Source organism: Pseudooceanicola sp. DL12, from assembly GCF_056270665.1.
Map to the genome: position 1 here is coordinate 716,689 of NZ_CM149884.1, position 23,221 is coordinate 739,909.

Genomic DNA, 23,221 nt, shown 5'->3' on the forward strand with positions numbered 1-23,221 from the left:
CGGCGAGGATTTCAGCCCAGCATCGTCTGCAGGAAGCGGGCGAAGAGCTCGGACTGGGAGGAGATGCCGAGCTTGCGGTAGAGGTTCTTGCGATGGATCTTGACCGTGCCCGCGGCGGCGCCGGTGCGGGAAGAGATCGAGGCAGTGGAGTGACCGCGCAGGATCATCGCGGCGACCTCCTGCTCCCGCGCCGTCAAGATGCCTTCGCCAAAGCGTTCCAGGGCGCCGGCGAGGGTCTCGGCGGCAATGTCGGCGGGATCGGCACGAGGCGTGTGCAGCAGGTGCTTCTGCGTCAGCGAGGCGATCACGCAGAGCTGCTCCTCGAAGGCCTGCACACTGCGGGCGCCGAACCGCGGGGCATCTCCGACCCGGCCGATGGAGTAGAAGATCGCGGAGCCGTCGGGCATGTCGATCAGCAGCCCCAGTTCGTCGCGCAGCCCCAGCAGGCCATAGTAATGCTTGTAGTAGGTCGAGCGGGTGAAGCGGTCTGGGGCCACGTCGCGCAGGCGGTTGACCGAGTGGATGCTGCCCGCGAGGTAGGCGTTGAAGAAGGGGTCGAGCAGGTAGGCGGTGTCGAGGTACTGATCGACCACATGCGCGCGGCTTTCGGCACGGACGTTGTCATAGAGGTGCTGTGGCGGTTTCGACGCGTGCAGGCGGCTGACGAAAATGCCGGAAAAGGCCGTGAGGCTCTGCAGGTAGCGTGTCATCTCGGGGAAGAAATCGGCACTGTGCAGCGCCAGAATCGTGTCGGCGAGGTGCAGGCGCGTGGTCTGCTCCGGGCCGTCGGGCTTGTCCGGCAATGACATGTCGATCGGTTCGTGCATGGTCTGCACTCTTTCTTGTTCTTGCTTCTGCCCAATCCGGGGATCTTGCGCGAGTGGGGCGACAGTCGCAACAGACACCCCTGCGGAAAGTGGCGCGGACGGGCCGGGCGGGCAGGTTCGCGCGGGGCTGCACATGGCGCTGCATAGGAGCTGTGCAGAAAACGCAGGTGTTGTCGGCTTGCCAAACGGGATCGGGGAATTTAGGTAGCACGCTAACGATTAGGGGGCTACCTGTTATCCCATGTCACAAGAAACCGATGCCAACCCGACCATATTCTTTCGCGACATCTCGACGATGACTCGCAAGCTGCGCACGCGTTTCGATGCGCGGGCGGCAAACCTTGGCGTTACCCAGTCGCGGGCGCGCCTGCTGCTTGTCCTGGCGCGCAACGACGGCGCCAGCCAGGCGGCGCTGGCCGAAATGACCGATGTGGAACGCCCTACGATGGCGCGCATGATCGACGGCCTGGAAGAATGCGGAATGGTGCACCGGGAGATCTCGCAGGAAGACCGGCGGCAACGCCATGTCTACCTGACCGAGGCTGCGCGATCACATGTGGAGACGATTCTTAATCTAACAGAAAGCCTGCGCGAGGAAGTTGTTTCGGGTATTGCGCCCGAGGACCTCGACCTCGCGCACAGGGTCATCCTGCAGATGATCGACAACCTTGTGAAGCTGGACCAATCATGACGACCCCCTCCCCAGATGGGCAGACACGCCCCGACAACACAGAAAAGGCGCCGGCAGACGCCGTGGCCCCGGGGGAGGGGACCACGGAGCAGCGCCCTGCCGAACCGGAGGCCCCGGCCGCAGAGGATGACCGCGAGGCGGCCGCCGGCGATGAGGGTGCCCCCGAGCCGGCCGAAGCCCCCGCGAAACCGCAGGGCGGAGCGCCGGCCATGCCGCCCTTCACGCCGATGCACCCGCTGCGCGCCGCCGCCTATTTCCTGACCGCAGCCATGCTCGCCCTGTCGCAATCCTTCAGCCAGAGCGTCGTCTCCTCGAACATGACGCAGCTGCAGGGCGCCTTTGGGGCGACCCAGTACGAGACCATGTGGCTCTTTGCGGCCTACATGGCGCCGAACGTTTCGCTGACGCTGGCACTGATCAAGATCCGGGCGCAATACGGCCTGCGCCACTTTGCTGAATGGTCAATCATGCTCTTCCTGCTGGCGGGGCTGCTGAACTACACCGCGGACGGGCTGATCTCGAACGTGGCGGTGCGTTTCATCTGCGGCTGTGCGGCCGCGCCGATGACTTCGCTGGCCTTCCTCTACACGCTGGAGCCCCTGCCGCCCCAGAAAAAGCTGAACATCGGTGTCGCCTTTGCCCTGACGCTGATCTTCATCGGCTCACCGCTGACGCGCCTGATCTCGCCCTACCTGATCGAGACCGGTGGCTGGCACGGGCTGACGGCGCTCGAGGCCTCCATGGCCGCGGTGGCGCTCGGGCTGATCTACCTGTTGCCGCTGGCCCCGCAGCCGCGGGAAAAGGTGATCCACCCGGCCGATGTGATCTCGTTCTCCTTTATCTTCATAGGCTTCGGCTGTCTCGCCGTGGTCTTTACCCTGGCGGCCTCCTACTGGTGGACGGAACACGCCTGGATCGGCTGGACTCTGGCCCTGGGGATCGGCTGCCTGGCCGCTTCGGTGGCAATGGAACTGAACCGTGAATCGCCGTTGATCGACGTGCGCTGGATCCTGAGCCCGGCCATCATGCATTTCGCCGGTGCGCTTCTGCTCTTCCGCCTTCTGCTGAGCGAGCAGACCTCGGGCGTGGCCGGCCTGATGCGCATCCTGGGCTATCAGAACCAGGAGATGATGGGCCTTTGGGCAATCGTCCTGGCGATGACGATCCTGGGCGGGGTGATCTGTGCGGTGACGATCAAGCCGGGGCGCGAACCCTACTTCCATGGCGTGGCCCTGGTGATGATCGTCATTGGCGCCCTGCTCGACAGCCGTGTGACCTCCGATTTCATTCCGGCACAGTTCTACGTCTCGCAGGGGCTGATCGGCCTGGCTTCGGCGCTTTTCCTGCCGCCTGCGATGCTCAAGGGCTTCATGGCGGCGCTGATGAAGGGACGGCAATATATCCTGAGTTTCATCATCGTCTTCCTGGTAACACAGAAAGTGGGGGCGCTGCTCGGCAGTGCCGTCTTCCAGACCTTCGTCAAGATCCGCCAGCAGGTCCATCTGCAGGACCTCTACGCGGCAATGTCAAAAACCGATCCGCTGGTGACACAAAGCCTGAGCCAGCTCGTGAAACTCTATGCTCCGACCATTTCGGATTCGACCCAGCGCAGCGCGCAGGCCGTCAAGCAGCTGGCCACGCAGGCCAGCACGCAGGCCTACGTCATGGCCTATGCCGATGCCTTCAAGCTGACCGCGGTGCTGGCCGTGCTGACCCTTGGCCTTCTGCTGGGCCATGTGGCGCTGGACGCGCTGCGGGCCGGCCTGGCCGCGAAACGCGCCGAATCCGATCCTGAAACGCAACCTGCCTGAACCGAGTGATAGTCATGCTCTCCAAATTTTCCCGTCATATTGCCACGGTCCTGGCCATCGTCATCGGTGTGCTGGGCGTGGCCGGCATCCTCTATGCCTGGCGCCTGCCACCCTTTACCTCTTCCACGCGCATGACCGATGACGCCTATGTCAAAGGTCAGGTCACTTTCCTCGCGCCGCAGCTTTCCGGCCTGGTCGAGGATGTCGCGGTGCAGGACTACCAGCGCGTCAAGGCCGGCGACCTGCTGGTACAGCTCGATGCGCGGACCTATCGCGAGAACCTGGCTTCGGCCAAGGCGGCGCTCGAATCCGCGCAGGCCTCTCTCGACAGTTCCGAGCAGGACCGCCGCTCGGCCGAGGCGAGCCTGGCCTCGGCGAAGGCCGGTGTGGTCTCTGCCCAGGCCAGCCTGGCCCAGGAGGAAGCCGACCTGAACCGCTCGAAGGAGCTGAAGGAGCGGGGAGTCATCACCGCCCAGGACCTGGAGGAGGAACAGCTGGCCTATGAAAAGGCCAAGGCCTCGCTGCAGCAGGCCGAGGCCAGCGTCGAAACGGCGCAGCAGAGCCTGGCGTCCGTGATCACCAGCCGCAAGTCGCTGGAGGCCAGCGTGGACCAGGCCGAGGCGGCGGTGCGCCTTGCGCAGATCAACCTCGACAACACCACGATCACCGCGCCGGTGGACGGGCGGCTTGGGGAGGTTTCGGCTCGGGTGGGACAGTATGTTTCGGCGGGGACGAACCTGGCGACCATCGTGCCGGATCGGATCTGGGTGGTGGCCAACTTCAAGGAAACCCAGCTTGAGGGGATGCACCTGGGCCAGCCGGTAAGCTTTACCGTCGATGCCCTTGGCGGCGCGAGACTGACCGGCCGGGTGGAGCGTTTTGCGCCTGCGACAGGCTCGGAATTCAGCGTCATGGGCACCTCGAACGCCACCGGCAACTTCATCAAGATCGCCCATCGCCTGCCGGTCCGGGTGGCGATCGACGCCGGACAACCGCTTGCAGATCAACTGGTTCCGGGGATGTCGGTGGTGGCGCGGGTGGATACTGCCGCGGCGGCGCTGCCGGAGGAGAACCAATCTGCCCGCGAGGAGCTGCCGCCCTCGGGCGCCGAGCTTGGCTGGCCCACGGCAGACCATGCGGAAGAGGAAAGCGACCCCTCCTGAACGCGCCTTTCCGCTCGGTTCGAACAGATGCCGGCGCCCCGGAAACGGGCGTCGGCATCTTGTTTTTGGAATATGATTAACCTGTTGAAATCGCGCAATTCCAACGTCGGTATTACGTCGGTATCCTGTCGGTAAGGCGTCGGTGCGAAACCGGGCTCGAAGAATGGTTAATCTGCGCGGGTCAGGGGCTCTGCCCCCGCGCCTGCGGCGCTCCCCCGGGATATTTCGGGCCAGATGACAGGGAGCGATGGCGCTCTTTCATCTGGCCGTAAATATCCCCGCCGGAGGCTTCTGAATGTGGCGCCGGGACTGCCGCTGCAGGCGAGGCTTGGCGGGTTTGAGCTTGTCTTTGACCGCGGGGGCCGGATCGCTACCATGGCGGCAGTGGAGATGGGCCGGCAGAGTGGGAGAACGACATGAAGGTGGGAATCGTGGGTGCGGGCATGGTGGGCTCGGCGGCGGGATACGCGATGGTGCTGCAGGCCAGCGCCAGCGAGGTGGTCCTGGTGGATCACAACCCCGACATGGCGCGGGCCCAGGCCGAGGACATCGCCCATGCGGTGCCCTTTGCAGCCCCCTGCCAGGTGCGGGCGGGCGACTATGCGGCGCTGGCCGGGGCGCAGGTGGTGGTGATCGCCGCCGGGGTGGCGCAGAAGCCGGGCGAGAGCCGGCTGAGCCTGCTGAGCCGCAATGCCGATGTCTTTGGTCAGGTGATCGGCGAGATCGGCCGATACGCCCCGGAGGCCATCCTGCTGATTGCCTCGAACCCCGTCGACATCATGACGGAGGTGGCACTGCGGGCGTCCGGCCTGCCGCGGGCGCAGGTGATCGGATCGGGCACCGTGCTGGACACCGCGCGGTTCCGCTATCTCCTCGGCCGGCATCTGAACATCGCGGCGGAATCGGTGCAGGCCTGGGTGCTGGGCGAGCATGGCGACAGCGAGGTTCTGGCCTGGTCCTCGGCCAGGGCGGGATCGGAGGCCGCGGGCGAGTTCGCCGAGCAGGTGGGCCGGCCCGTCACGGAGGCGGTGCGCGGCGAGATCGACCAGCTGGTGCGCCGGGCGGCCTATCGGATCATCGATGGCAAGGGCGCGACCTGGTACGGGATCGGCGCCGGGCTGGCGCGGATCGTGCGCGCGATCCGGGATGACCAGCGCGCGGTTCTGACCGTCTCGATGACGGTCGAGGAGATCGAGGGCGTGCGCGACGTGGCGCTGAGCCTGCCGCGGGTGATCGGCGCCGGTGGCGCGGTCGAGACGCTGATCCCGCAGCTGAACTATGCCGAAAGCCATGCCCTGCGCCGCTCTGCCGAGATGCTGAAGGAGACCGCGCTGCAGCTGGCCTGAGCGCGGCGGCGGGGTGGGGCGGGCCCGTGCCCGCCTCCATTCCCTGAGCGAACCGTCGGTGTCCTGCTAAACCTCAGTCATTCCTCACGAAATTGCGAAGGCGAGGAGCGCGGGGCGGGCGGTTTTCCGCCGTGCGGCCGCCGGACCTGTGCTGCAAGGGCCGGGGGCGTCGCCCGGACCTGTCGGGCGCGTCGCGGGGCGGCCCGGGGCGGTCGTGACCGGGTGCGGCGGCCTTGTCTGCGGGCCGAGCGTGCCTATCCTGAAGGGGATCCCGATGTTCCGGGCCGGGCGCTGCCGCGCCTGTCCCGGGCCGGGCAAGCAAGACTGGAGAGACCCGAGATGAAACAGATGGTTCTAACCCTCGCCGCGCTGCCGGTGCTATTCCTCGGCGCAGGCCAGGCCGGCGCCGTCACCACCCAGAGCGTGCTGGAGGATCAGGACGTGGCCACGGTGGTGGCGGCCGCAGAGGAGGCCATGGCGGCGCGCGACGTGAAGGGCTGCGTGGCGGTGGCCAATGCCGAGGGATCGGTGATCTTCTTCGAGCGCCAGCAGGGCGCCTATGCCAGCTGCGACGCCTCGGCCATCGCCAAGGCGAAGACCGCGGCGCTGTTCCATGCCGATTCCGACGATTTCCTGAAGATGCTGAACGAGGGGGGCGCCAGCAACCTGCTGGCCGTGCCGGGCCTGGCGCCGATGCCCGGGGGCGCCAAGCTCTCGGCCGATGGTGTCGACCTGGGCGGCGTGGGCGTCTCGACCCCGGATGGCGCCATCGACACGCCGGTGGCCCAGGCCGCGGCCAAGGCGCTGTCGGGCGACAGCTCGGACGGCTGAGCATAACCCGCGCGCACGAAAAAGCCGCCGTCGGAGCGATCCGGCGGCGGCTTTGATGTTTCCGGCGGGGGCGGGCCGCCTGTCAGTGGCCCGCCGTTCCGTGCCCTGCCGTTCAGCCGATGATCGAGATCAGCGTGGCGGAGGGGCGCATCACCGCGGTGACCTTTTCCGGGTCGCCGTGGTAGTAGCCGCCGAGATCCGCGGGCTTGCCCTGGACCGCCGCCAGTTCCGACAGGATCAGCTCTTCGCCCTCGGCCAGCTTTTGCGCGATGGGCGCGAAATAGGCCGCCAGCTCTGCGTCTGCGGTCTGGGCCGCGAGTGCCTCGGCCCAGTAGCGGGCGAACCAGTAGTGGCTGTCGCGGTTGTCGGGCTCGCCGGCCTTGCGCGAGGGCGAGCGGTTGTTGTCGAGGATGCCCTGCGTGGCCTTGTCGACGGCCTCGCCCAGGACCTTGGCCTTGGGGTTGGATTTCGACGCGGCGAGGAACTTGAAGCTCTCGCCCAGGGCACAGAATTCGCCCAGGGAGTCCCAGCGCAGGTGGTTTTCCTCGATCAGCTGCTGCACGTGCTTGGGGGCCGAGCCGCCGGCGCCGGTCTCGAAGAGGCCGCCGCCGTTCATCAGTTTCACGATCGAGAGCATCTTGGCCGAGGTGGCGAGCTCGAGGATCGGGAAGAGGTCGGTCAGGTAGTCGCGCAGCACGTTGCCGGTGATGGCAATGGTGTTCTCGCCCTTGGTGATGGTCTCCAGGCTGGCGATGGTCGCTTCGCGGGGGGCCATGATCTCGAACTTGTCGGCGACGCCCTTGGCCTCGAGGATCGGCTTGACGTATTCGATCAGCTCGGCGTCATGGGCGCGGGCGGCATCGAGCCAGAAGATGGCACGGAAACCGGTGTCGGCCTGACGCTCGATGGCCAGGTTGACCCAGTCCTCGATCGGGGCCTTGCGGGCAGAGGCGGAGCGCCAGATGTCGCCGGCCTCGACGGCATGCGAATGGATCACGGTGCCGTCTTCGAGGATCATCTTGACGGTGCCCGCCGCGGGGATCTCGAAGGTGGTGGGGTGGGAGCCGTATTCCTCGGCCTTCTGCGCCATCAGGCCGATGTTCTGAACGGTGCCGGCGGTGGCCGGGTTCAGCTTGCCGTTGGCCTTGAAGAATTCGACCGTGGCATCATAGACCGGGGCATAGGAATTGTCGGGGATCACGCAGTTGGTGTCGTGTTCCTTGCCGTCCGGGCCCCAGCCCTTGCCGCCGGCGCGGATCAGCGCGGGCATGGAGGCGTCGATGATGACGTCGGAGGGGACGTGCAGGTTGGTGATGCCCTTGTCGGAGTTCACCATGTACATCGGCGGGCGCAGCTCGCGCACTTCCTCGATGGCGGCCATGATCTCGGGCTCGCCCGCGACGCGTTCCAGCAGGGCACCGAGGCCGCCGTTGGGGTTCACGCCCAGTTCGGCCATCTTGTCGCCGTACTTCTCGAAGACGGGGGCCAGCCAGGCCTTGACCGCGTGGCCGAAGATGATCGGGTCGGAGACCTTCATCATGGTGGCCTTCATGTGCAGCGAGAAGAGCGTGCCTTCGGCCTTGGTCTTCTCGATTTCCTCGGCGAGAAAGGCGTCGAGCGCGGCGGCGGACATGTAGGTGGCATCGACCACGGTGCCGGCGGGGTAGGAGACGGCCTCTTTCAGGACGGTCTCGCCCTCAGGCGTTTCCAGCACGATTTTCGCGGTGGCGGCCTCCTTCAGGGTGACGGACTTCTCGTTGGAGAAGAAATCGCCGCCCGACATGGCGGAGACGCGGGTCTTGCTGTCGGCGGTCCACTCACCCATGCGGTGCGGGTTGGCCATGGCATAGTTCTTGACCGCGACGGCGGCGCGGCGGTCGGAGTTGCCCTCGCGCAGCACGGGGTTCACGGCGGAGCCCTTGATGGTGTCGTACTTGGCGCGGACGGCCTTTTCCTCGTCGGTGGACGGGGAATAGGGGTAGTCGGGCAGGGCGTAGCCCTGGGCCTGAAGCTCCTTCACCGCGGCAACGAGCTGGGGCTCGGAGGCAGAGATGTTGGGCAGCTTGATGACGTTGGCATCGGGCGTCTTCACCAGCTCGCCCAGCAGGGCGAGATCGTCGGGCTGCTGCTGTTCGGCGGGCAGCACGTCGGAGAAGGTGGCGATGATGCGGCCGGCGAGCGAGATGTCCTTGGTGCCGAAGGTGACACCGGCGGAGGCGGCAAAGGCCTGGATGATGGGCAGGAGCGAGGCCGAGGCGAGCTCGGGCGCTTCGTCTACCTTTGTATACACAATATCGGGCTGCTTGGGATCTGCCATGTTTCTTCCCCCTTTTCCAAATCAGGAATCTTGGGCCGCGTGGCGGGCGGCGGTGAACGCAAGGACGGGCGTCCGGAGGCCGGATCCGAACCGGGCTCTGCCATGGACGCAGGAAAATTCGTCAGAACTCACCTAGATTGTGATCGCGCCGATAGCAACAGTGGAGCGCGTCTTGCCCGCCGCTGCAGGCAAGGGCGCGCTTGAAATGTTGCGCTGCGGCCCGAAAACGGCGCCGGGCGCGATGGCCCCGGGGGCGCCGGAGCGCGCGGCCGGGGCAGGCGCGCGACGTGGGGCGCGAGGGGCACGGATCGGCCGGAAATGGCCGATCCCAGAGGGGATTGATCTGAGTCAAAACCGGGTTTTGAACGAGGAGTATCGTCCGGGCAGTTGGTACGTATTCCGATGAAAAAGGAGGAAAGACCATGACTGCTTCCGTGAAATCCGTCGTTCCGGACAAATGGGACGAAGAGGTGGACATCGTGATCATCGGCAGCGGCTTTGCCGGGCTCTCGGCCGCGATCGAGGCGGTGGATGCCGGCGCCCGGGTGAAGATCTACGAGAAGATGGACACCTATGGCGGCAACTCGATGATCAATGGCGGGCAGGTCGCCGCGGCCTGTTCGGAATGGCAGGAAAAGGCGGGGGTCAAGGATTCCCCCGAACTGATGCTGCAGGACATGCAGGCGGCGGGCCTGGGGCTGAACAACGTCGAGCTGGCCCGCACGGTGGCCGAGCTGTCGAACGACACGGTGGTCTGGACGCAGGAGCGCCTGGGCGCGGAATATGCCGACCGGGTGAACATCATGGGCGGCCACTCGGTGGCGCGGACCCTGCAGACGAAGAACGGCCACGGGTCTGAGATCGTGAACCGGCAGGTCGAGAAGCTGAAGGAGCTGGGCGTCGAGATCAATTTCAACTGCAAGCTGGAGGCTCTTCTGCAGGATGCCCAGGGCGCGGTGCAGGGCGTGGCGATCCGGGAAAACTATGAATTCCCCGACGATCACAGCGGTACGCTGGAGTATGTGAAGGCCGGGGCGGTGATCCTGGCCTCGGGCGGGTTCTCTCGCGACCTGGCGTTCCGGACGGCGCAGGATCCGCGGCTGACCGATGCCTTTGATTCCACCAACCATGCGGGGGCCACCGGCGAGGGGCTGAAGGCGGCGCTGCGCATCGGCGCCAACCCGGTGCAGCTGAGCTGGATCCAGCTGGGCCCCTGGGCCAGCCCGGACGAAAAGGGCATGGGCACCGGGCCGGGCTTTGCCGGCGGATCGGTCTTTCCCTATGGCATCATGGTGGACCCGACCACGGGCAAGCGCTTTGTCGACGAGCTGGCCGACCGCAAGATCCGCGCCGATGCGGAAGTGGCCACGGGCCATCCCGCCGTGGGGATCTGTGACAACTACGGCATCAAGTTCATCTGGTGGGGCCTGCGCAAGGACCTTGAAACCGGGCTGGTGAAGACCTTTGACACGATTGCCGATCTGGCAAGGGCCTATGACATGCCGGTGGAGGCGCTGGAGGCGCAGGTGGCGCGCTATAACGGCTATGTCGAGGCGCGCAATGACGAGGAATTCGGCAAGACCTTCCTCGACAACGTCAAGCCGATGGTCGAGCCGCCGTTCTATGCCATGCACATCTGGCCCAAGATCCACCACACAATGGGCGGGGTGCAGATCAATGGCCGCGCGCAGGTGATCGACATCGACAACGAGGTGATCCCGAACCTCTATGCCGCGGGCGAGGTGACGGGGGGCGTGCATGGCGCCAGCCGCCTTGGCAGTGTCGCCATCATCGATTGCCTGGTCTTTGGCCGGGTGGCCGGCAAAACCGCCGCGGCGGCGGTGAAGAAGGTGTCCCAGGCCGCCCGCTGAGGCGGAGCCTGCAGGAACGGGAGGGCCCCTCGCCACGGCGGGGGGCTTTCTTGTTGCGCGGGGGGAGGCCGGCAAGGGCCCGTTCGACGGGACGAAATCGCCTGTTTCCCGGGCAGTTGCCGGCGGGGAGCCGCCGTGGGGCGGCCGCGGCGCATGTGGCATTGGGCGATTCTGCCCTGCCATATTAGCGTGCGGCCATGATCAGTTCGGGGCGCCGGGCCGCAAGGCCGGGCCTGTTTGCCGCCCCGGCCGGAGCCCGTATCGCCCCGCAGGCCCGCAACGGGAACGACCTGCACCGCCTGCTGGCGGTGCCGCGAGACGCGCAGGTTTGTCGAAAGGAACGATCATGCCGAGCGATCCGACGAGAGACATGGGCGGGGCCGGTGGCCTCGGGCCCTGGTATCCCGTCGCCGCGTCGGAGGACCTGGAGGTGGGGGCACCGATCCGGGCGGTGCTGCTGGGCCAGGAGATGGTGCTGTGGCGGGCCGAGGGCGCGGGCGGCGGCATCCGGGCGCGGGCCGCACGCTGTCCGGTCGGGGGCGCGCCGCTGCTGGAGGGGGCGCATGTCTCGGGCGAGGCGCTGGTCTGTGCCTGCCACCGGGTGGCGCTGAAGGGCTATGGCGAGGGCGATCCGGAGACCTTTCCGGCGGCCGAGGGGGCCGGGCTGATCTGGGCCGCGCCGGAGCCGGCGCCGGCCTTTGACGTGCCGGAGGTGCTGAGTGGCGCGCGATGGCTGTCGCTGTCGGAACAGCCGGTGGCCGCGCCGCCGGCGCTGTGCCTGAAGCTGTCGGCGGGGTTCACGATGGCGCGCACGCCGGTGGCGCGGTTCGAGACCGCCGGGGCCTATCTGCATTTCCGGGTGGGCGAGGAGGAGATGGTGCTCTTCGTGCAGCCGCAGGAGGCCGGGCGCAGCGTGCTGCGGGCGGTGCGGCTGGGCGTGCATGCGCCGGCAGATGCGGCGGAGATTGCCGGGATCCGGGCGCGCTACGGCGCCGCGCTGGCGGCGATGGCGGCGGCGATCGAGGCGGCGGCCGCCGAGGGCGGTGCCGGCCTCTAGGCCGTGGCTTCCTCGGTGGGAAGGTTCTCGCGCAGGACGATGTCGAGCTTGACCGGGGCGACGGGGTGATCCGGCTGACGGATGGCGGCGAGGGCGCGGTCGATCAGCGTGGCGGGATCGGAATTGAGCACCACGTCCATGGCGCCGCCCAGGAGGGCGCGCCGGGTGTCGGGGGTGAGCCCGTGACCGACGAAGACGATGTCGCCGCGGTTCTGCTCCGAGAGCGCCCGGGCGATGCCGCCGGAGGAGCCGCCGACGTTGTAGATGCCCACCAGGTCGGGGTGCTGCCCGAGCAGGTCGAGGGTGTGGCGATAGTTCTGCGAGCTGTCGTCATGCCCCTCGTGCAGGCCTATGACACCGAGATGGGGAAAGAGCTCTTCGCGGATCGAGAGAAAGCCGGCCTCGCGCTCGGTATGGGCGCGGTAGTGGCGCGAGCCCGCGACCAGGGCGACGGCGCCGGCCTCGGCCCGGATCAGCCGGCCCAGCAGGTAGCCGGCGGTGCGGCCGACGGCGCGGTTCTCCATGCCGACATAGGCCGAGATGCCCGGGTGCCCGAGATCGGAGACGATGGTGACGAGGCGGGTGCCGCCGCGGGCGAGGTCGGAGACGGTTTCTCGCACCTCGGGGTGATCGAGGCCGAAGAAGACGATGCCGTCGGCCCATTTCGCGTTGCGGCGCAGGGCCTCGGCCAGGGCGGCGGGATCGAACCCCTCGATGAAGAAGCAGCGCAGCTCCGGCGCGCCCTGTTGCGCGGTGGCGACGCGGGCGCGCACCATCTCGCCCAGCAGCCGCAGGTAGGGATTCGAACCCGCCGGCAGCAGGAAGGCGATGTTGGGCGGGCGCGGCGCCGTGAGGCGGGCCAGTTCGACCGGGTCGAGCAGGCCGATCTCCTCGGCCACGGCGAGAACATGGCGGCGGGTGCGCTCCTTGACGCCCTTGCGGCGGTTGATCACCCGGTCGACGGTGGCCAGCGAGACCCCGGAGCGTGCGGCAAGATCGCGGAGCTGCGGCTTGCCGGATTGATCGGAACCCTCAGACACCTCAAAAACCCTCATTTCAAACATTTTGACTTAGGGTGCGCGGAAACCTAGCCTCGGTCAATAGCTGGCATGTTTGCTGTTTTGCCGTATCGCCGTGACGCTTGATGTAGCGATCTTCGTCATGCTGCGCTGCGGAATTGTGACGAGTGCGCCGGCCCGGGGTGGGCGGTTGGGAGAGGCCGTCAGAACACCTCATTTTTGTCAGGGAGGACATCATGAAGATCAAAGGGACAATCAACCGCCGTTCGGCGCTGGGCATCCTGGGAGCGGCGACGCTGGCCACCGGCCTGTCGGGTCTGCCGGAGGCCGCGAGTGCCAAGACGACGCTGCGTTATGGCCACAACAACGAGCCGGCCTCGGTGGCCGGGGCGCAGGCCGACTGGTTCGCAGAGGCGCTGGCCGAGACCAGCGACGGCGACATCGAGGTGCAGGTCTTTCCGGCCGGGCAGCTGGGCAAGCTGCAGGAGATGGCCGAGGCGGTTTCGCTCGGAACGATCGCCTTTTCGCACAACACCGCCGGCGCACTGGGCTCGCTCTATGGTCCCTTCGGGGCGCTCGACACGCCCTATCTCTACCGCTCGGTCGAGCACCTGATGAACGTCACCGACGTGAATTCCCCGGTGATGCAGAAGCTGAACGAGGGGCTGATCGAGAACGCCGGCGTGCGGGTGATCTATGCGCATTACTTCGGCGCGCGGAACCTGACCGCGAACGAGGAGATCCTGAGCCCCGCGGACCTGGCGGGCGTGAAGATCCGCGCCGTGCCCTTCCCGATGTACACCACCGCCGTCGAGGGCATGGGCGCCGTTGCCGTGCCGGTCGACTGGTCGGAAGTGCCCACGGCGCTGGCCACGGGCGTGGTGCAGGGGCAGGAAAACCCGGTGAACGTGGTGCTGAACGTCAAGCTGAACGAGATCCAGGACTACCTGATGCTGACGCAGCACATGACCAACGCCGAGATGGTGGTGATGAACGAGAGCGTCTGGCAGGGCCTGAGCGAGACGCAGCAGGCCGCGATCATGGAGGCCGCCGAGATGACCCGGCAGAAGGCCACCGCCGCGATCCTGGACAACGAGGCCTCGGAAACCCAGCAGCTGCGCGACCTGGGCATGACGGTGATCGGCCCGGAGGAGGGGCTGAAGGTGGATGAATTCCGCGCCTCGGTCAGCGAGCTGGTGAACGAGCGTTTCGGCGAGGAATACGGCGAGCTCTACGACATGATCGACCAGATCCCGGGCTGAGCCGATGAAGACCGGACCGATGAACATGGCCCGCGTGACCCTTGGCGCCCTGACGGCGGCGGGTGTCTGGCTGGCGGTGGGGCTGCTGGCGCTGATGGCGGTGCTGGTGGTGTCGCAGGTGGTGGCGCGCAACCTCTATGACCTGGGCCTGCCCTGGGCGGACGAGCTTGCGCGGTTCTGCGGCATCGGGCTGGTCTTTGTCACCGTGCCGAGCCTGGCAGCCCGGCGGCTGCTGGTCTCGGTCACCATGGTGCCCGACATGCTGGGCGCGGGCGCGCAGAAGATCTCGGCCTTCGTCTCGGACATCTCGACGCTGGCCTGTGCGGGGCTGTTCCTCTGGGGCTTTGCGGAGTTCCTGCCCAAGGCGGGCAAGTTCCTGACCCCGGCGATGCAGATGCCCAATACATTCTATTACTCGCTGGCACTGGCCGGCACGGTGCTGCTGGCGCTGGTGATGGCCTTCCGCATGGCGGAATGGGCCACCGGCCAGGCCCATGACCTTCACACGGACCCGACGGACATACCGCAATGAGCCTGATCCTTTTGTGCCTGTTCCTGGGGCTGCTGGTCCTCGGAGCGCCGGTGGCGGTGTGCCTGGCGCTGCCCTCGGGCATGGTGATCCTGATGCAGGGGCTGCCGGTCTCGGTGCTGGCGCAGCGCAGCCTGAATTCGCTCGACAGCTCGCCGCTGCTGGCGGTGCCGCTCTTCATCCTGGCGGCCAGCCTGCTGAGCGCGATCGGGGTGACGACGCATCTGTTCGACCTGGTGCGCATGATCCTCGGCCGGTTCCGGGGCGCGGTGGCGCAGGTCAGCATCCTGGTCAGCCTGATCTTTTCCGGCATCTCGGGCGCGGCGCTGGCCGACATCGGGGCGCTGGGCAAGATCCAGATCGACGAGATGGTGAAGCAGGGCTATCGCAAGGATTTTGCCGCCGGGCTGACCGTGGCCGCGGCCACCATCGGGCCGATCTTTCCGCCCTCGATCCCGATCATCATCTATGCCAGCGTCGCCAACGTGAGCGCGGTGAAGCTGCTGCTGGCGGGCATCGTGCCGGCGCTGCTGCTGACGGTGCTGCTGATGGCGCAGGTGGGCGTGATGGCGCGGATGAAGGACCTGCCGCGCGACACGATCCCGACCAGCGGCAAGGTGATCGGCCGGCAGTTCGTGATCTCGTTTCCGGCGCTTCTCGCCCCGGTGCTGCTGATCGGCGGGCTGATGAGCGGGCTGTTCGGCCCGACGGAAGTGGCCGGCGTGACCGTGGGCTATGCCCTGCTGATCGGCATCTTCATCTATCGCAGCCTGACCCCGGCCAAGGTGATCGGCGCCCTGCGCGAAACGGTGGAATCCACCGCCAACATCCTGTTCATCGTGGCCGGTGCGGCGCTGTTTGCCTGGGTGCTGACACTGGACATGGTGCCGATGCGGGCCTCGGCCTTCCTGCTGGGGCTGAGTGACAACCCGCTGGTGCTGCTGCTGCTGGTGAACCTGCTGCTGCTGGCCGTCGGCATGGTGCTGGAGAGCATCGCGGCGATCCTGATCATCGCGCCGATCATCGCACCGGCGCTGGTGCAGGCGGGGGTGGATCCGCTGCAGCTGGGCATCGTCTTCGTGCTGAACCTGATGATCGGGCTGCTGACGCCGCCGGTGGGCATGAGCCTCTACATGATCTCGATCATCACCAAGATGCCGGTGAACACCGTCATCCGGGGCGTTCTGCCCTTTTTCATCCCCCTGATCCTGGCGCTAGTCGTCGTGTCCGCCGTTCCGGCGATCTCGACCTGGCTGCCCAACCAACTCATGAAATGAGGATCCTGCCATGAGCATTCTTCTGGGCCCCATCCGCCAGCTTGGCTATGTCGTCGACGATATCGAGGCGGGCATGAAATACTGGTCCGAGGTCATGGGCGTGGGCCCGTGGTTCTACAATCCCAAGGTGCCGATCGAGAACTATTACTTCGACGGGGTGCAATACGAGCCGCATAATTCCGTGGCGCTGGCCAACAGCGGCGAGATGCAGGTCGAGCTGATCCAGTGCCGCAACGACGTGCCCTCGATGTACCGCGATTTCATGCAGCGCGGCCTGCGCGGGCTACAGCACGTGGCCTTCTGGACGAAGGATTACGAGGGTGACCTGGAGCGGATGCTGCAACGCGGGTTCCACGTGCAGATGTCGGGCGAGGTGGGCACCAACGGGCGGTTTGCCTATTTCGCCGAGGAGCATCACCCGGGCACGGTGATCGAACTGTCGGAGGTGCTGGGGCCAAAGGGCGTGATGTTCGACATGATCCGCGAGGCGAGCGTGGGCTGGGACGGCAGCGACCCGGTGCGGCCCTTCCCGGACCTGTCGACGCTCTGAGGACATGGCAATGGAACGGGTGATCGCGGAATACCTGGTGGAAACGCCGGTAGAGGTGGAGAAGGTCGCCGCCATGATGGCGGGCGAGCAGTCGAGCGGCACCTTCGTGCGCGTCGAGGGCGAGACCGACGAGCTGCGGGCGCGCTCGGCGGCGGAGGTGCTGTCGGTGGAGGTGCTGGAGGAGGGCGCCGCGCCGACGCTGCATTCGGCCTACCTGGAGCGGAAGCGGGCCTGCGGGCCCTGGCGCTTCGCGCGGGTGCGCATCGCCTATCCCACAGGGAACATCGGCCGAAACCTTGCGACGCTGGCGGCGACCGTTTCGGGCAACCTTTACGACCTGGGCGAGGTGACGGGGCTGAAGCTGATGACCCTCGAGGTGCCGGCAAGCTACCGGGCGCGCTATCCGCTGCCCGCGCAGGGCATCGCCGGCAGCCGCGCCAGCATGGGCGTGGAGGGGCGGCCCGTCTTCGGCACGATCATCAAGCCCAACGTCGGCCTGCGCCCCGAGGAGATCGCGGCGCTTGTCGATCGCCTCTGCGCGGCGGGGGTGGATTTCATCAAGGATGACGAGGTCTGCGCCAACCCCGACTGGGCGCCGCTCTCCGAGCGGATTCCGGCGGTGATGGCGGTGATCCGCAAATGGCGCGAGAAGACCGGGCGGCAGGTGATGATGGCCTTCAACATCACCGACGAGACCGATGCGATGAAGCGCCACGCCGACCTGGTGGAGGCCGAGGGCGGCAGCTGTGTCATGGCCAGCCTGAACTGGTGCGGGCTGTCGGGGATGGAGACCCTGCGCGCCCACACCGGCCTGGCGATCCACGCCCATCGCAACGGGTTCGGCGCCATGAGCCGGCATCCGCGCCTTGGCATGGGGTTCCAGGCCTATCACGCGCTCTATCGCCTGGCGGGCATCGACCACATGCATGTGCATGGCATCGGCGGCAAGTTCGTGGACACGAAGGACGAGGTGACCGAGGCCGCGCGCGCCTGCCTGATGCCGCTGAGCGCGGGCGGGCCGGATGACCGGGTGATGCCGGCCTTTTCCAGCGGCCAATGGGCCGGCACGTTGCCCGCGACTCTGGAGGCGGCGGGATCGCCCGACCTGATGTTCATGTGCGGCGGGGGCATCCTGGCCCATCCGGGCGGCGCCGAGGCCGGGATCGAGAGCCTGCGCCAGGCCTACGACGCCTGTGAGGCGGGCGTGCCCCTGGCCGAGGCCGCGGCGGATCACCCGGCGCTGGCCGAGGCGATGCGGTTCTTCGGAGACAAATGATGGCGGTGGGCGCCCCTCCGGTCGTCTTTGTCGGCGACGATTTCACCGGCGCCTCGGACACGCTGGCGACATTCGCGCGGGCGGGCTGGCGGGCGCGGCTGTTCCTGCGGCCGCCCGCGCCCGAGGAGGCGGCGGGGCTGCAGGCGGTGGGCCTGGCCACGGCGCTGCGGGCGCAGGGCCCGGAGGAGGCGCGGCGCGAGATCGCCGAGGCCTGGCCGGCGCTGGCGGCGCTGGGCCCCGAGGTGGTGCACCTGAAGGTCTGCTCGACCTTCGACAGCCACCCCGAGATCGGCTCGATCGGGGCCGCGGCGCTGGCGCTCGAGGCGCTGCATGGCCCGCAGGTGACGGCGGTGATCGGCGGCCAGCCGAGCCTGGGCCGCTATGCCGTGTTCGGCACGCTCTTCGCGCGCGGGCCCGACGGCGTGGTCTATCGCATCGACCGGCACCCGATCATGCGCGATCACCCGGTGACGCCCATGCACGAGGCCGACCTGCTGCGCCACCTGGGGGCGCAGGGGCTGGCGCTGAGCCTGGTGGCGGCACCGCAGTTCGGCGAGCTGCGGACGCGGCTGGAGGGGCGGGTGTTTCTCGATGCGCTGTCGCAGGAGCACGTGGCGCAGATCGGCACGGCCCTGCGGGCGCGGGGCGGACGGCAGCTTCTGATCGGCGCAAGCTCGGTTGCCGAGGCGCTGAGCGCGGGCCGCGAGGGCGTGCCGGTGACCCCGGAGGGCGCGGCGGCGCCCAATGAAAGGGTGCTGATCTTTGCCGGCAGCCGGTCCGCGCTGACCCGGGCACAGGTGGCGGCGGCGGAGGGCTTTGACCGCATTCCGGTGGGCCCCGGCGCGCTGTGCAGCCCGCGGGCCACGGAGGAGGCCGCGGTGGCGGCGCTGGCCCGGGGCGCGCGGGTGCTGATGCACCTGGACCCGGAGGCGGACTACGCCATGCCGCCCGAGCGGCTGGCGGCACTGACCAGCGCGATGCTGGCGCGGGTGCTGGGGCGGGCGCCGGTGGGCTGGCTGGGCATCGCCGGGGGCGACACCAGCAGCCGGATCTGTGCCGCGCTGGAGCTGGGCGCGATCGACTATCTCGCGCCGCTGGCGCCGGGGGTGGGCCTCTGCCGGGCGCTGCATGCCGATCCGGCACGCAACGGCCTGAGGCTGATGCTGAAGGGCGGGCAGATGGGCGGCGAGGACCTGTTTGCCCGGTTCGCGGCGCTCGCAGGTTAGGGGGCAGGCAGTTCCACCGCAGGCTTTTCGGCGCCGGGCCGGCAGATCCGGTCGAGCAGGTCGAGAAAGGCGCGGATCTTGGGCGAGATCAGGCGGCGGCTGGGATAGACCACCGAGAGCTGCGAGATCGCCGGGTTGAAGGTGATGTGGGAACAGACCTCGACCAGCCCTTCGCCGATCATCTGCGGGCGGCAGTAGAATTCGGGGATCGGCGAGATCCCGGCCCCGTTCATCACCGCGGTGCGCACGGCGAGCGGATCGTTCACGTGGGTGATGCCGCTGGAGAGGTCGATCTCGCTGGCGTGGCCATGGATGCGCACGGGCATGCGGCGCTGCCCATAGCGTTTTTCGCAGATCTGCACATGCGGCCGGGGATCGACCAGCGCCTCGGGCCCGCCGATCCGGTCGAGGTAGCGGCGGCTGGTGACCCAGCGTAGCGTGCCGGAGACGAGATTGCGCTGGATCAGCTCTGAATCATCCTGCGGCCCGACCACGATTGCCACGTCGACACGGTCTCGAATCATGTCGACCGCGCGGCTGGTCACCACCAGCTCGAGCTCGATCGCCGGGTAGGCACAGCGGAAGTCCGCGAGGGTCGGCGCGAGGATCTCGTTGCAGAAAGCGGGGGGCAGGGCGACCGAGAGGCGGCCCGCCGGCACCGAGGTCAACTCGGACATCGCAGCGTCAGTTTCCTGAACCTGCTCCATGATTCGGAGCGCCTGCCGGTAGAATGTCTCGCCCTCTCCCGTGACCCGGAGGTTGCGGGAGTTTCGGTCCATCAGGCGCAGGCCAAGCCCTTGCTCAAGGCGCGTAAGTGCAGCTGATACCGTGCTTTTCGGCATTCCGAGCTCTCTCGCTGCGGCGGTGATGCCCTGTGTCTCGACCACGGCGATGAACACCGGGACATCGTCAATATTCCAGTTCATGCGAAACCTCTATCGTTCAGATTTCTGAACGGAATGTCCAATTAGCATAAATTGCTACGGAAACTAACCTTTGTATTATCAGCGGTCATGGAGGCGTGGCTGCCGGCCCGGACCCGCAGGGGAAGGGCAGGGCGCCGCGGTAGAGGCGAGGAGAGGTTTCATGACAGGACCGATGTACAGCGCGAAAGCCCTGATGCCGTCTTCGGCCCGGTCAGGCCGCAACCGGCCCGCTGGGGGCCGGCCGCTTTCGCGGAACTGACGCGCAGCTCCACCAAGGTATTCAACGGATCCGCCTGCTGCCAGGGCGGATGCCGCAACCCCCAGGGAGGATTTCATGGGAATTCAGAAGACGATCACGGCGAGCCTGCTTGCCCTCGGCCTGACGGCAGGTGCCGCCGGCGCCGAAGAGCTGAAGTTCGCGAACTTCCTGGCCGCCGGTCACCCCTATACCTCGGGTGCCTTCGAGCCCTTTGCCGAAATGGTCGCCGAGAACTCGGACGGGGACGTGACCGTGCGCCTGTACAACGGCGGCGAATTGGGCCCGGGCCCGGTGGAGCAATACAGCCGTGCCGTTGACGGCGTTTCCGACCTGTCGGTTTCGCTGGCCGGCTATACCGCCTCGACCTTCCCGATGACGCTGCTGGCCGAACTGCCCGGCGTGCTGGACGAGGAAACCGGCACCGAGACGATCTGGAACAACATCGACCTCTTCGCGCCGGAATTCCGCCGCGTGCAGCTGGTCTCGCTCTGGTCCTCGGCCAAGAACCTGCTCTACAGCGCCGACAAGCCGGTGCGCAGCCTGGCGGACGTCAAGGGCATGAAGATCCGCGTGCCCTCGCGCAACACCGGCCTGATGGTCGAGGCCTGGGGCGCGACGCCGGTGTCGATGCCCGTGTCGGACATCTACAACTCGCTGCAGACCGGCGTGATCGACGCCGCCCTGATCGACGGCACCGGCACCGATGCCTTCAACCTGGGCGAGGTGGCCGATTACCTGACCGTGGGCTTTGACAGCACCAACTCTCCCTTCTTCATCGTGATGAACCGCGATGCCTTCCGCAGCCTGTCCGACGAGGATCAGGAAGCGGTGCTGAAGGCGGGCAAGGACGCTTCCCTGCTGGGCCAGCAGGTGCAGCTGACCGAGGCCGCGAAGGGCATCGATTCGTTTGCCGCCATGCCCGGCCACGAGGTGATCGTGCTGGAAGGTGACGCGCTGGCCGAGTTCAACGCCGCCTCTGACAGCATCGTTCCCGGCATCGTCGCGGACCTGGAGGCCGAGGGCAAGGATGCCCAGACGATGATCGACACGCTGAAGGGCGAGTGATCCTTTGAGCGCTGCAAAGACAGTTCGTGCCCTGTCGGTTGTCACCGACAGGGCCACGACGGTTCTGGCCGTCGCCGCAGGCGTCCTGCTGCTGGCGATGGTCGTCGTCCTGGCCGTCGGGGTGGGGGCTCGGTATTTCTTCGGCAGCCCGATCCTCGGGATCAACGAGATCGTGCAGCTGAACGCCGTGGCGCTGGTGATGCTGGCGCTGCCCAATACCACGGCCCGCGGCGTGCACGTGCGCGCCGACATCTTCGATCAGCTGATCGGGAAATGGGGCCGCTTTGCCGGAGACGTGCTGACGCGCGTGCTCTCGGTGGTGGTGCTCTACTACATGGTCGATCGCGCCTGGTACAAGGCGATGGACGCCCGTGAATTCGAAGACACGACGAACATGCTGGGCCTGCCGCTCTGGCCCTTCTATGCGCTGATCGCGCTCGGCATGGCGCTGACCATCGCGGTGTTCGTGGTGCAACTGATTGAAATCATTGCCACGGGAGAGCCGGCAGATGAGTGATCTGACAATCGGTATCCTGGGGTTCGTGGCCCTTTTCGGGCTGATGATCCTGCGCACGCCGGTGGCCTTTGCAATGCTGATGGTGGGCTTTTTCGGGACCTGGTGGATCGAGGGGCTGCGCCGTGCCGGCGCGATCATGATCACCGAGACCTATGGCGCGGTGGCGAACTATTCGCTGATCGTGATCCCGATGTTCATCCTGCTGGGCAACGTCAGCTCGGAAAGCGGGTTCAGCCGGGGGCTCTATGATGCGGCCTATGCCTGGGTCGGGCGGTTCCGCGGTGGGCTGGCAACGGCCTCGGTCATGGGCTGTGCGGCCTTTTCCGCGGTCTCCGGGTCCTCGGTGGCAACGGCCGTGACCATCGGCAAGGTGGCCCTGCCCGAGATGAAGCGCCTGGGCTATGGCGACGGGCTCTCGACCGGGTCGATCGCGGCGGGCGGCACGCTGGGCTTCCTCATCCCGCCGTCGACCGGTTTCGTGATCTACGCGATCTTGACCGAAGAGAGCATCGGACGGCTGTTCATGGCGGGGATCCTGCCGGGCATGCTGATGATGGCGCTGTTCATCGGGGCGATCTGGCTGGTGACGCTGCGCGACCCCTCGGCCGGACCCAAGGGCGAGTCGCTGCCGATGCGCGAGCGGTTCGCCACGCTGTTCCGGGCCATGCCGCTGCTGGCGGTGATCCTGATCTCGATCGGTGGCATCTATCTCGGTGTCTTCACCCCGGTCGAGGCCTCGGGGATCGGCGCGGCGCTGATCGTCATCCTGGCCTTCGCCAGCCGGGCGCTGAACTTTGCCGGCTTCAGCCGCGCGGTGATGGACACGGTGCGGACCTCGGCAATGCTCTACATGATCGTCATCGGGGCCAACGTGCTGAACCCCTTCCTGGCGCTGACGAACATCCCGACGGCGCTCGGCGACGGGCTGGCCTGGCTGGGCCTGGGCACCTATGGCACGCTGATCATCATCCTGCTCAGCTACGTCGTGCTGGGCATGTTCCTTGATGGTCTGGCGATGCTGGTGATCACGGTGCCGATCTACTACCCGGTGATCATGGCCCTGGGCTTCGACCCGATATGGTTCGGCGTGATCGCGGTGATCGTGATCGAGATGGGGATGATCACACCGCCGGTCGGGCTGAACGTCTTCGTGGTGCGCAACGTCGCCAAGACGGTGCCGCTCTCGACGGTCTTCAGCGGGGTGACGCCCTTCCTGATGGCGATGATCCTCTGCATCGTGCTGATCATCGTGTTCCCGCAGATCGCCCTGATGATCCCGAACTCGATGTACAACTGATCGGGCATAGCCCGGTTGCAGGGGCGTGATCCAAAGGAAAACCCGGGCCATAGGCCCGGGTTTGTCGTTTTCAGGTGGCGCTGTGCGCTGGCGGGTGCCTGTGG

At 67.1% G+C, this 23,221-nt stretch carries 20 protein-coding genes; 16 read left to right on the plus strand and 4 right to left on the minus strand.

Annotated elements, in window-relative coordinates:
- Positions 1-11: 11 nt before the first annotated feature.
- Positions 12-827: a helix-turn-helix transcriptional regulator gene (locus AC0WR5_RS03340; RefSeq protein WP_475866894.1), complete on the minus strand. Its 816-nt coding sequence runs from the start codon at positions 825-827 to the stop codon at positions 12-14.
- A 241-nt stretch (positions 828-1,068) separates the two neighbouring features.
- Here AC0WR5_RS03340 and AC0WR5_RS03345 point away from each other — a divergent pair, with 241 nt between their 5' ends.
- From AC0WR5_RS03345 to AC0WR5_RS03365, 5 genes are all read left to right on the plus strand, one after another.
- Positions 1,069-1,518 carry a MarR family winged helix-turn-helix transcriptional regulator gene (locus AC0WR5_RS03345; protein ID WP_475866895.1) on the plus strand — a complete coding sequence of 150 codons (450 nt, stop codon included), beginning with the start codon at positions 1,069-1,071 and terminating at the stop codon, positions 1,516-1,518.
- A complete protein-coding gene (locus AC0WR5_RS03350) occupies positions 1,515-3,329 on the plus strand; it encodes an MFS transporter (RefSeq protein ID WP_475866897.1) in 1,815 nt (604 codons plus the stop codon). Before AC0WR5_RS03345 ends, AC0WR5_RS03350 begins: the two co-directional genes overlap by 4 nt.
- A gap of 14 nt (positions 3,330-3,343) precedes the next feature.
- Positions 3,344-4,492: an HlyD family secretion protein gene (locus AC0WR5_RS03355; protein ID WP_475866899.1), complete on the plus strand. Its 1,149-nt coding sequence runs from the start codon at positions 3,344-3,346 to the stop codon at positions 4,490-4,492.
- A 416-nt stretch (positions 4,493-4,908) separates the two neighbouring features.
- The gene (locus AC0WR5_RS03360) at positions 4,909-5,838 is read left to right on the plus strand and encodes an L-lactate dehydrogenase (protein ID WP_475866901.1); all 930 of its coding nucleotides are present in this window, start codon (positions 4,909-4,911) and stop codon (positions 5,836-5,838) included.
- 339 nt (positions 5,839-6,177) lie between these two features.
- Positions 6,178-6,669: a GlcG/HbpS family heme-binding protein gene (locus AC0WR5_RS03365; protein ID WP_475866903.1), complete on the plus strand. Its 492-nt coding sequence runs from the start codon at positions 6,178-6,180 to the stop codon at positions 6,667-6,669.
- Positions 6,670-6,781: 112 nt separating this feature from the next.
- Here the strand turns inward: AC0WR5_RS03365 and AC0WR5_RS03370 are convergent, their stop codons facing one another.
- Positions 6,782-8,986 (minus strand): NADP-dependent isocitrate dehydrogenase, encoded by a 2,205-nt coding sequence (locus AC0WR5_RS03370; RefSeq protein ID WP_475866904.1) that lies wholly within the window; start codon positions 8,984-8,986, stop codon positions 6,782-6,784.
- 422 nt (positions 8,987-9,408) lie between these two features.
- Between AC0WR5_RS03370 and AC0WR5_RS03375 the strand changes: the two genes are divergently transcribed.
- The gene (locus AC0WR5_RS03375; RefSeq protein ID WP_475866906.1) at positions 9,409-10,857 is read left to right on the plus strand and encodes a flavocytochrome c; all 1,449 of its coding nucleotides are present in this window, start codon (positions 9,409-9,411) and stop codon (positions 10,855-10,857) included.
- Positions 10,858-11,203: 346 nt separating this feature from the next.
- The gene (locus tag AC0WR5_RS03380) at positions 11,204-11,914 is read left to right on the plus strand and encodes a Rieske 2Fe-2S domain-containing protein (RefSeq protein WP_475866908.1); all 711 of its coding nucleotides are present in this window, start codon (positions 11,204-11,206) and stop codon (positions 11,912-11,914) included.
- On the opposite strand, the gene AC0WR5_RS03385 is transcribed toward AC0WR5_RS03380, so the two are convergent.
- The gene (locus tag AC0WR5_RS03385) at positions 11,911-12,954 is read right to left on the minus strand and encodes a LacI family DNA-binding transcriptional regulator (RefSeq protein WP_475866909.1); all 1,044 of its coding nucleotides are present in this window, start codon (positions 12,952-12,954) and stop codon (positions 11,911-11,913) included. The two genes, AC0WR5_RS03380 and AC0WR5_RS03385, sit on opposite strands and share 4 nt — an antisense overlap.
- A gap of 215 nt (positions 12,955-13,169) precedes the next feature.
- Between AC0WR5_RS03385 and AC0WR5_RS03390 the strand changes: the two genes are divergently transcribed.
- From AC0WR5_RS03390 to AC0WR5_RS03415, 6 genes are read left to right on the plus strand one after another with little or no spacing between them, the layout of a single operon-like run.
- Positions 13,170-14,195 (plus strand): TRAP transporter substrate-binding protein, encoded by a 1,026-nt coding sequence (locus AC0WR5_RS03390; RefSeq protein ID WP_475866911.1) that lies wholly within the window; start codon positions 13,170-13,172, stop codon positions 14,193-14,195.
- 4 nt (positions 14,196-14,199) lie between these two features.
- A complete protein-coding gene (locus AC0WR5_RS03395) occupies positions 14,200-14,727 on the plus strand; it encodes a TRAP transporter small permease (protein WP_475866912.1) in 528 nt (175 codons plus the stop codon).
- On the plus strand, positions 14,724-16,001 hold the full coding sequence (locus AC0WR5_RS03400) for a TRAP transporter large permease (RefSeq protein WP_475866913.1): 1,278 nt from the start codon (positions 14,724-14,726) through the stop codon (positions 15,999-16,001). The genes AC0WR5_RS03395 and AC0WR5_RS03400 overlap by 4 nt, the downstream gene beginning before the upstream one ends.
- Before the next feature lie 10 nt (positions 16,002-16,011).
- Positions 16,012-16,551 (plus strand): VOC family protein, encoded by a 540-nt coding sequence (locus AC0WR5_RS03405; RefSeq protein ID WP_475866915.1) that lies wholly within the window; start codon positions 16,012-16,014, stop codon positions 16,549-16,551.
- Positions 16,552-16,561: 10 nt separating this feature from the next.
- Positions 16,562-17,827, plus strand: a complete 1,266-nt coding sequence (locus AC0WR5_RS03410; RefSeq protein ID WP_475866917.1) for a ribulose-bisphosphate carboxylase large subunit family protein — start codon at positions 16,562-16,564, stop codon at positions 17,825-17,827.
- Positions 17,824-19,053, plus strand: a complete 1,230-nt coding sequence (locus tag AC0WR5_RS03415) for a four-carbon acid sugar kinase family protein (RefSeq protein ID WP_475866919.1) — start codon at positions 17,824-17,826, stop codon at positions 19,051-19,053. Before AC0WR5_RS03410 ends, AC0WR5_RS03415 begins: the two co-directional genes overlap by 4 nt.
- Here AC0WR5_RS03415 and AC0WR5_RS03420 read toward each other — a convergent pair.
- Entirely contained in the window at positions 19,050-19,979 is a 930-nt protein-coding gene (locus AC0WR5_RS03420; protein WP_475866920.1) for a LysR family transcriptional regulator, read from the minus strand. The genes AC0WR5_RS03415 and AC0WR5_RS03420 overlap by 4 nt on opposite strands.
- A gap of 334 nt (positions 19,980-20,313) precedes the next feature.
- Here AC0WR5_RS03420 and AC0WR5_RS03425 point away from each other — a divergent pair, with 334 nt between their 5' ends.
- From AC0WR5_RS03425 to AC0WR5_RS03435, 3 genes are read left to right on the plus strand one after another with little or no spacing between them, the layout of a single operon-like run.
- Entirely contained in the window at positions 20,314-21,303 is a 990-nt protein-coding gene (locus AC0WR5_RS03425; RefSeq protein WP_475866922.1) for a TRAP transporter substrate-binding protein, read from the plus strand.
- Positions 21,304-21,307: 4 nt separating this feature from the next.
- Complete coding sequence (locus AC0WR5_RS03430; protein ID WP_475866923.1) at positions 21,308-21,820, plus strand: TRAP transporter small permease; 513 nt, start codon at positions 21,308-21,310, stop codon at positions 21,818-21,820.
- Positions 21,813-23,117, plus strand: a complete 1,305-nt coding sequence (locus AC0WR5_RS03435; RefSeq protein ID WP_475866925.1) for a TRAP transporter large permease — start codon at positions 21,813-21,815, stop codon at positions 23,115-23,117. Before AC0WR5_RS03430 ends, AC0WR5_RS03435 begins: the two co-directional genes overlap by 8 nt.
- The last annotated feature ends 104 nt before the right edge of the window (positions 23,118-23,221 follow it).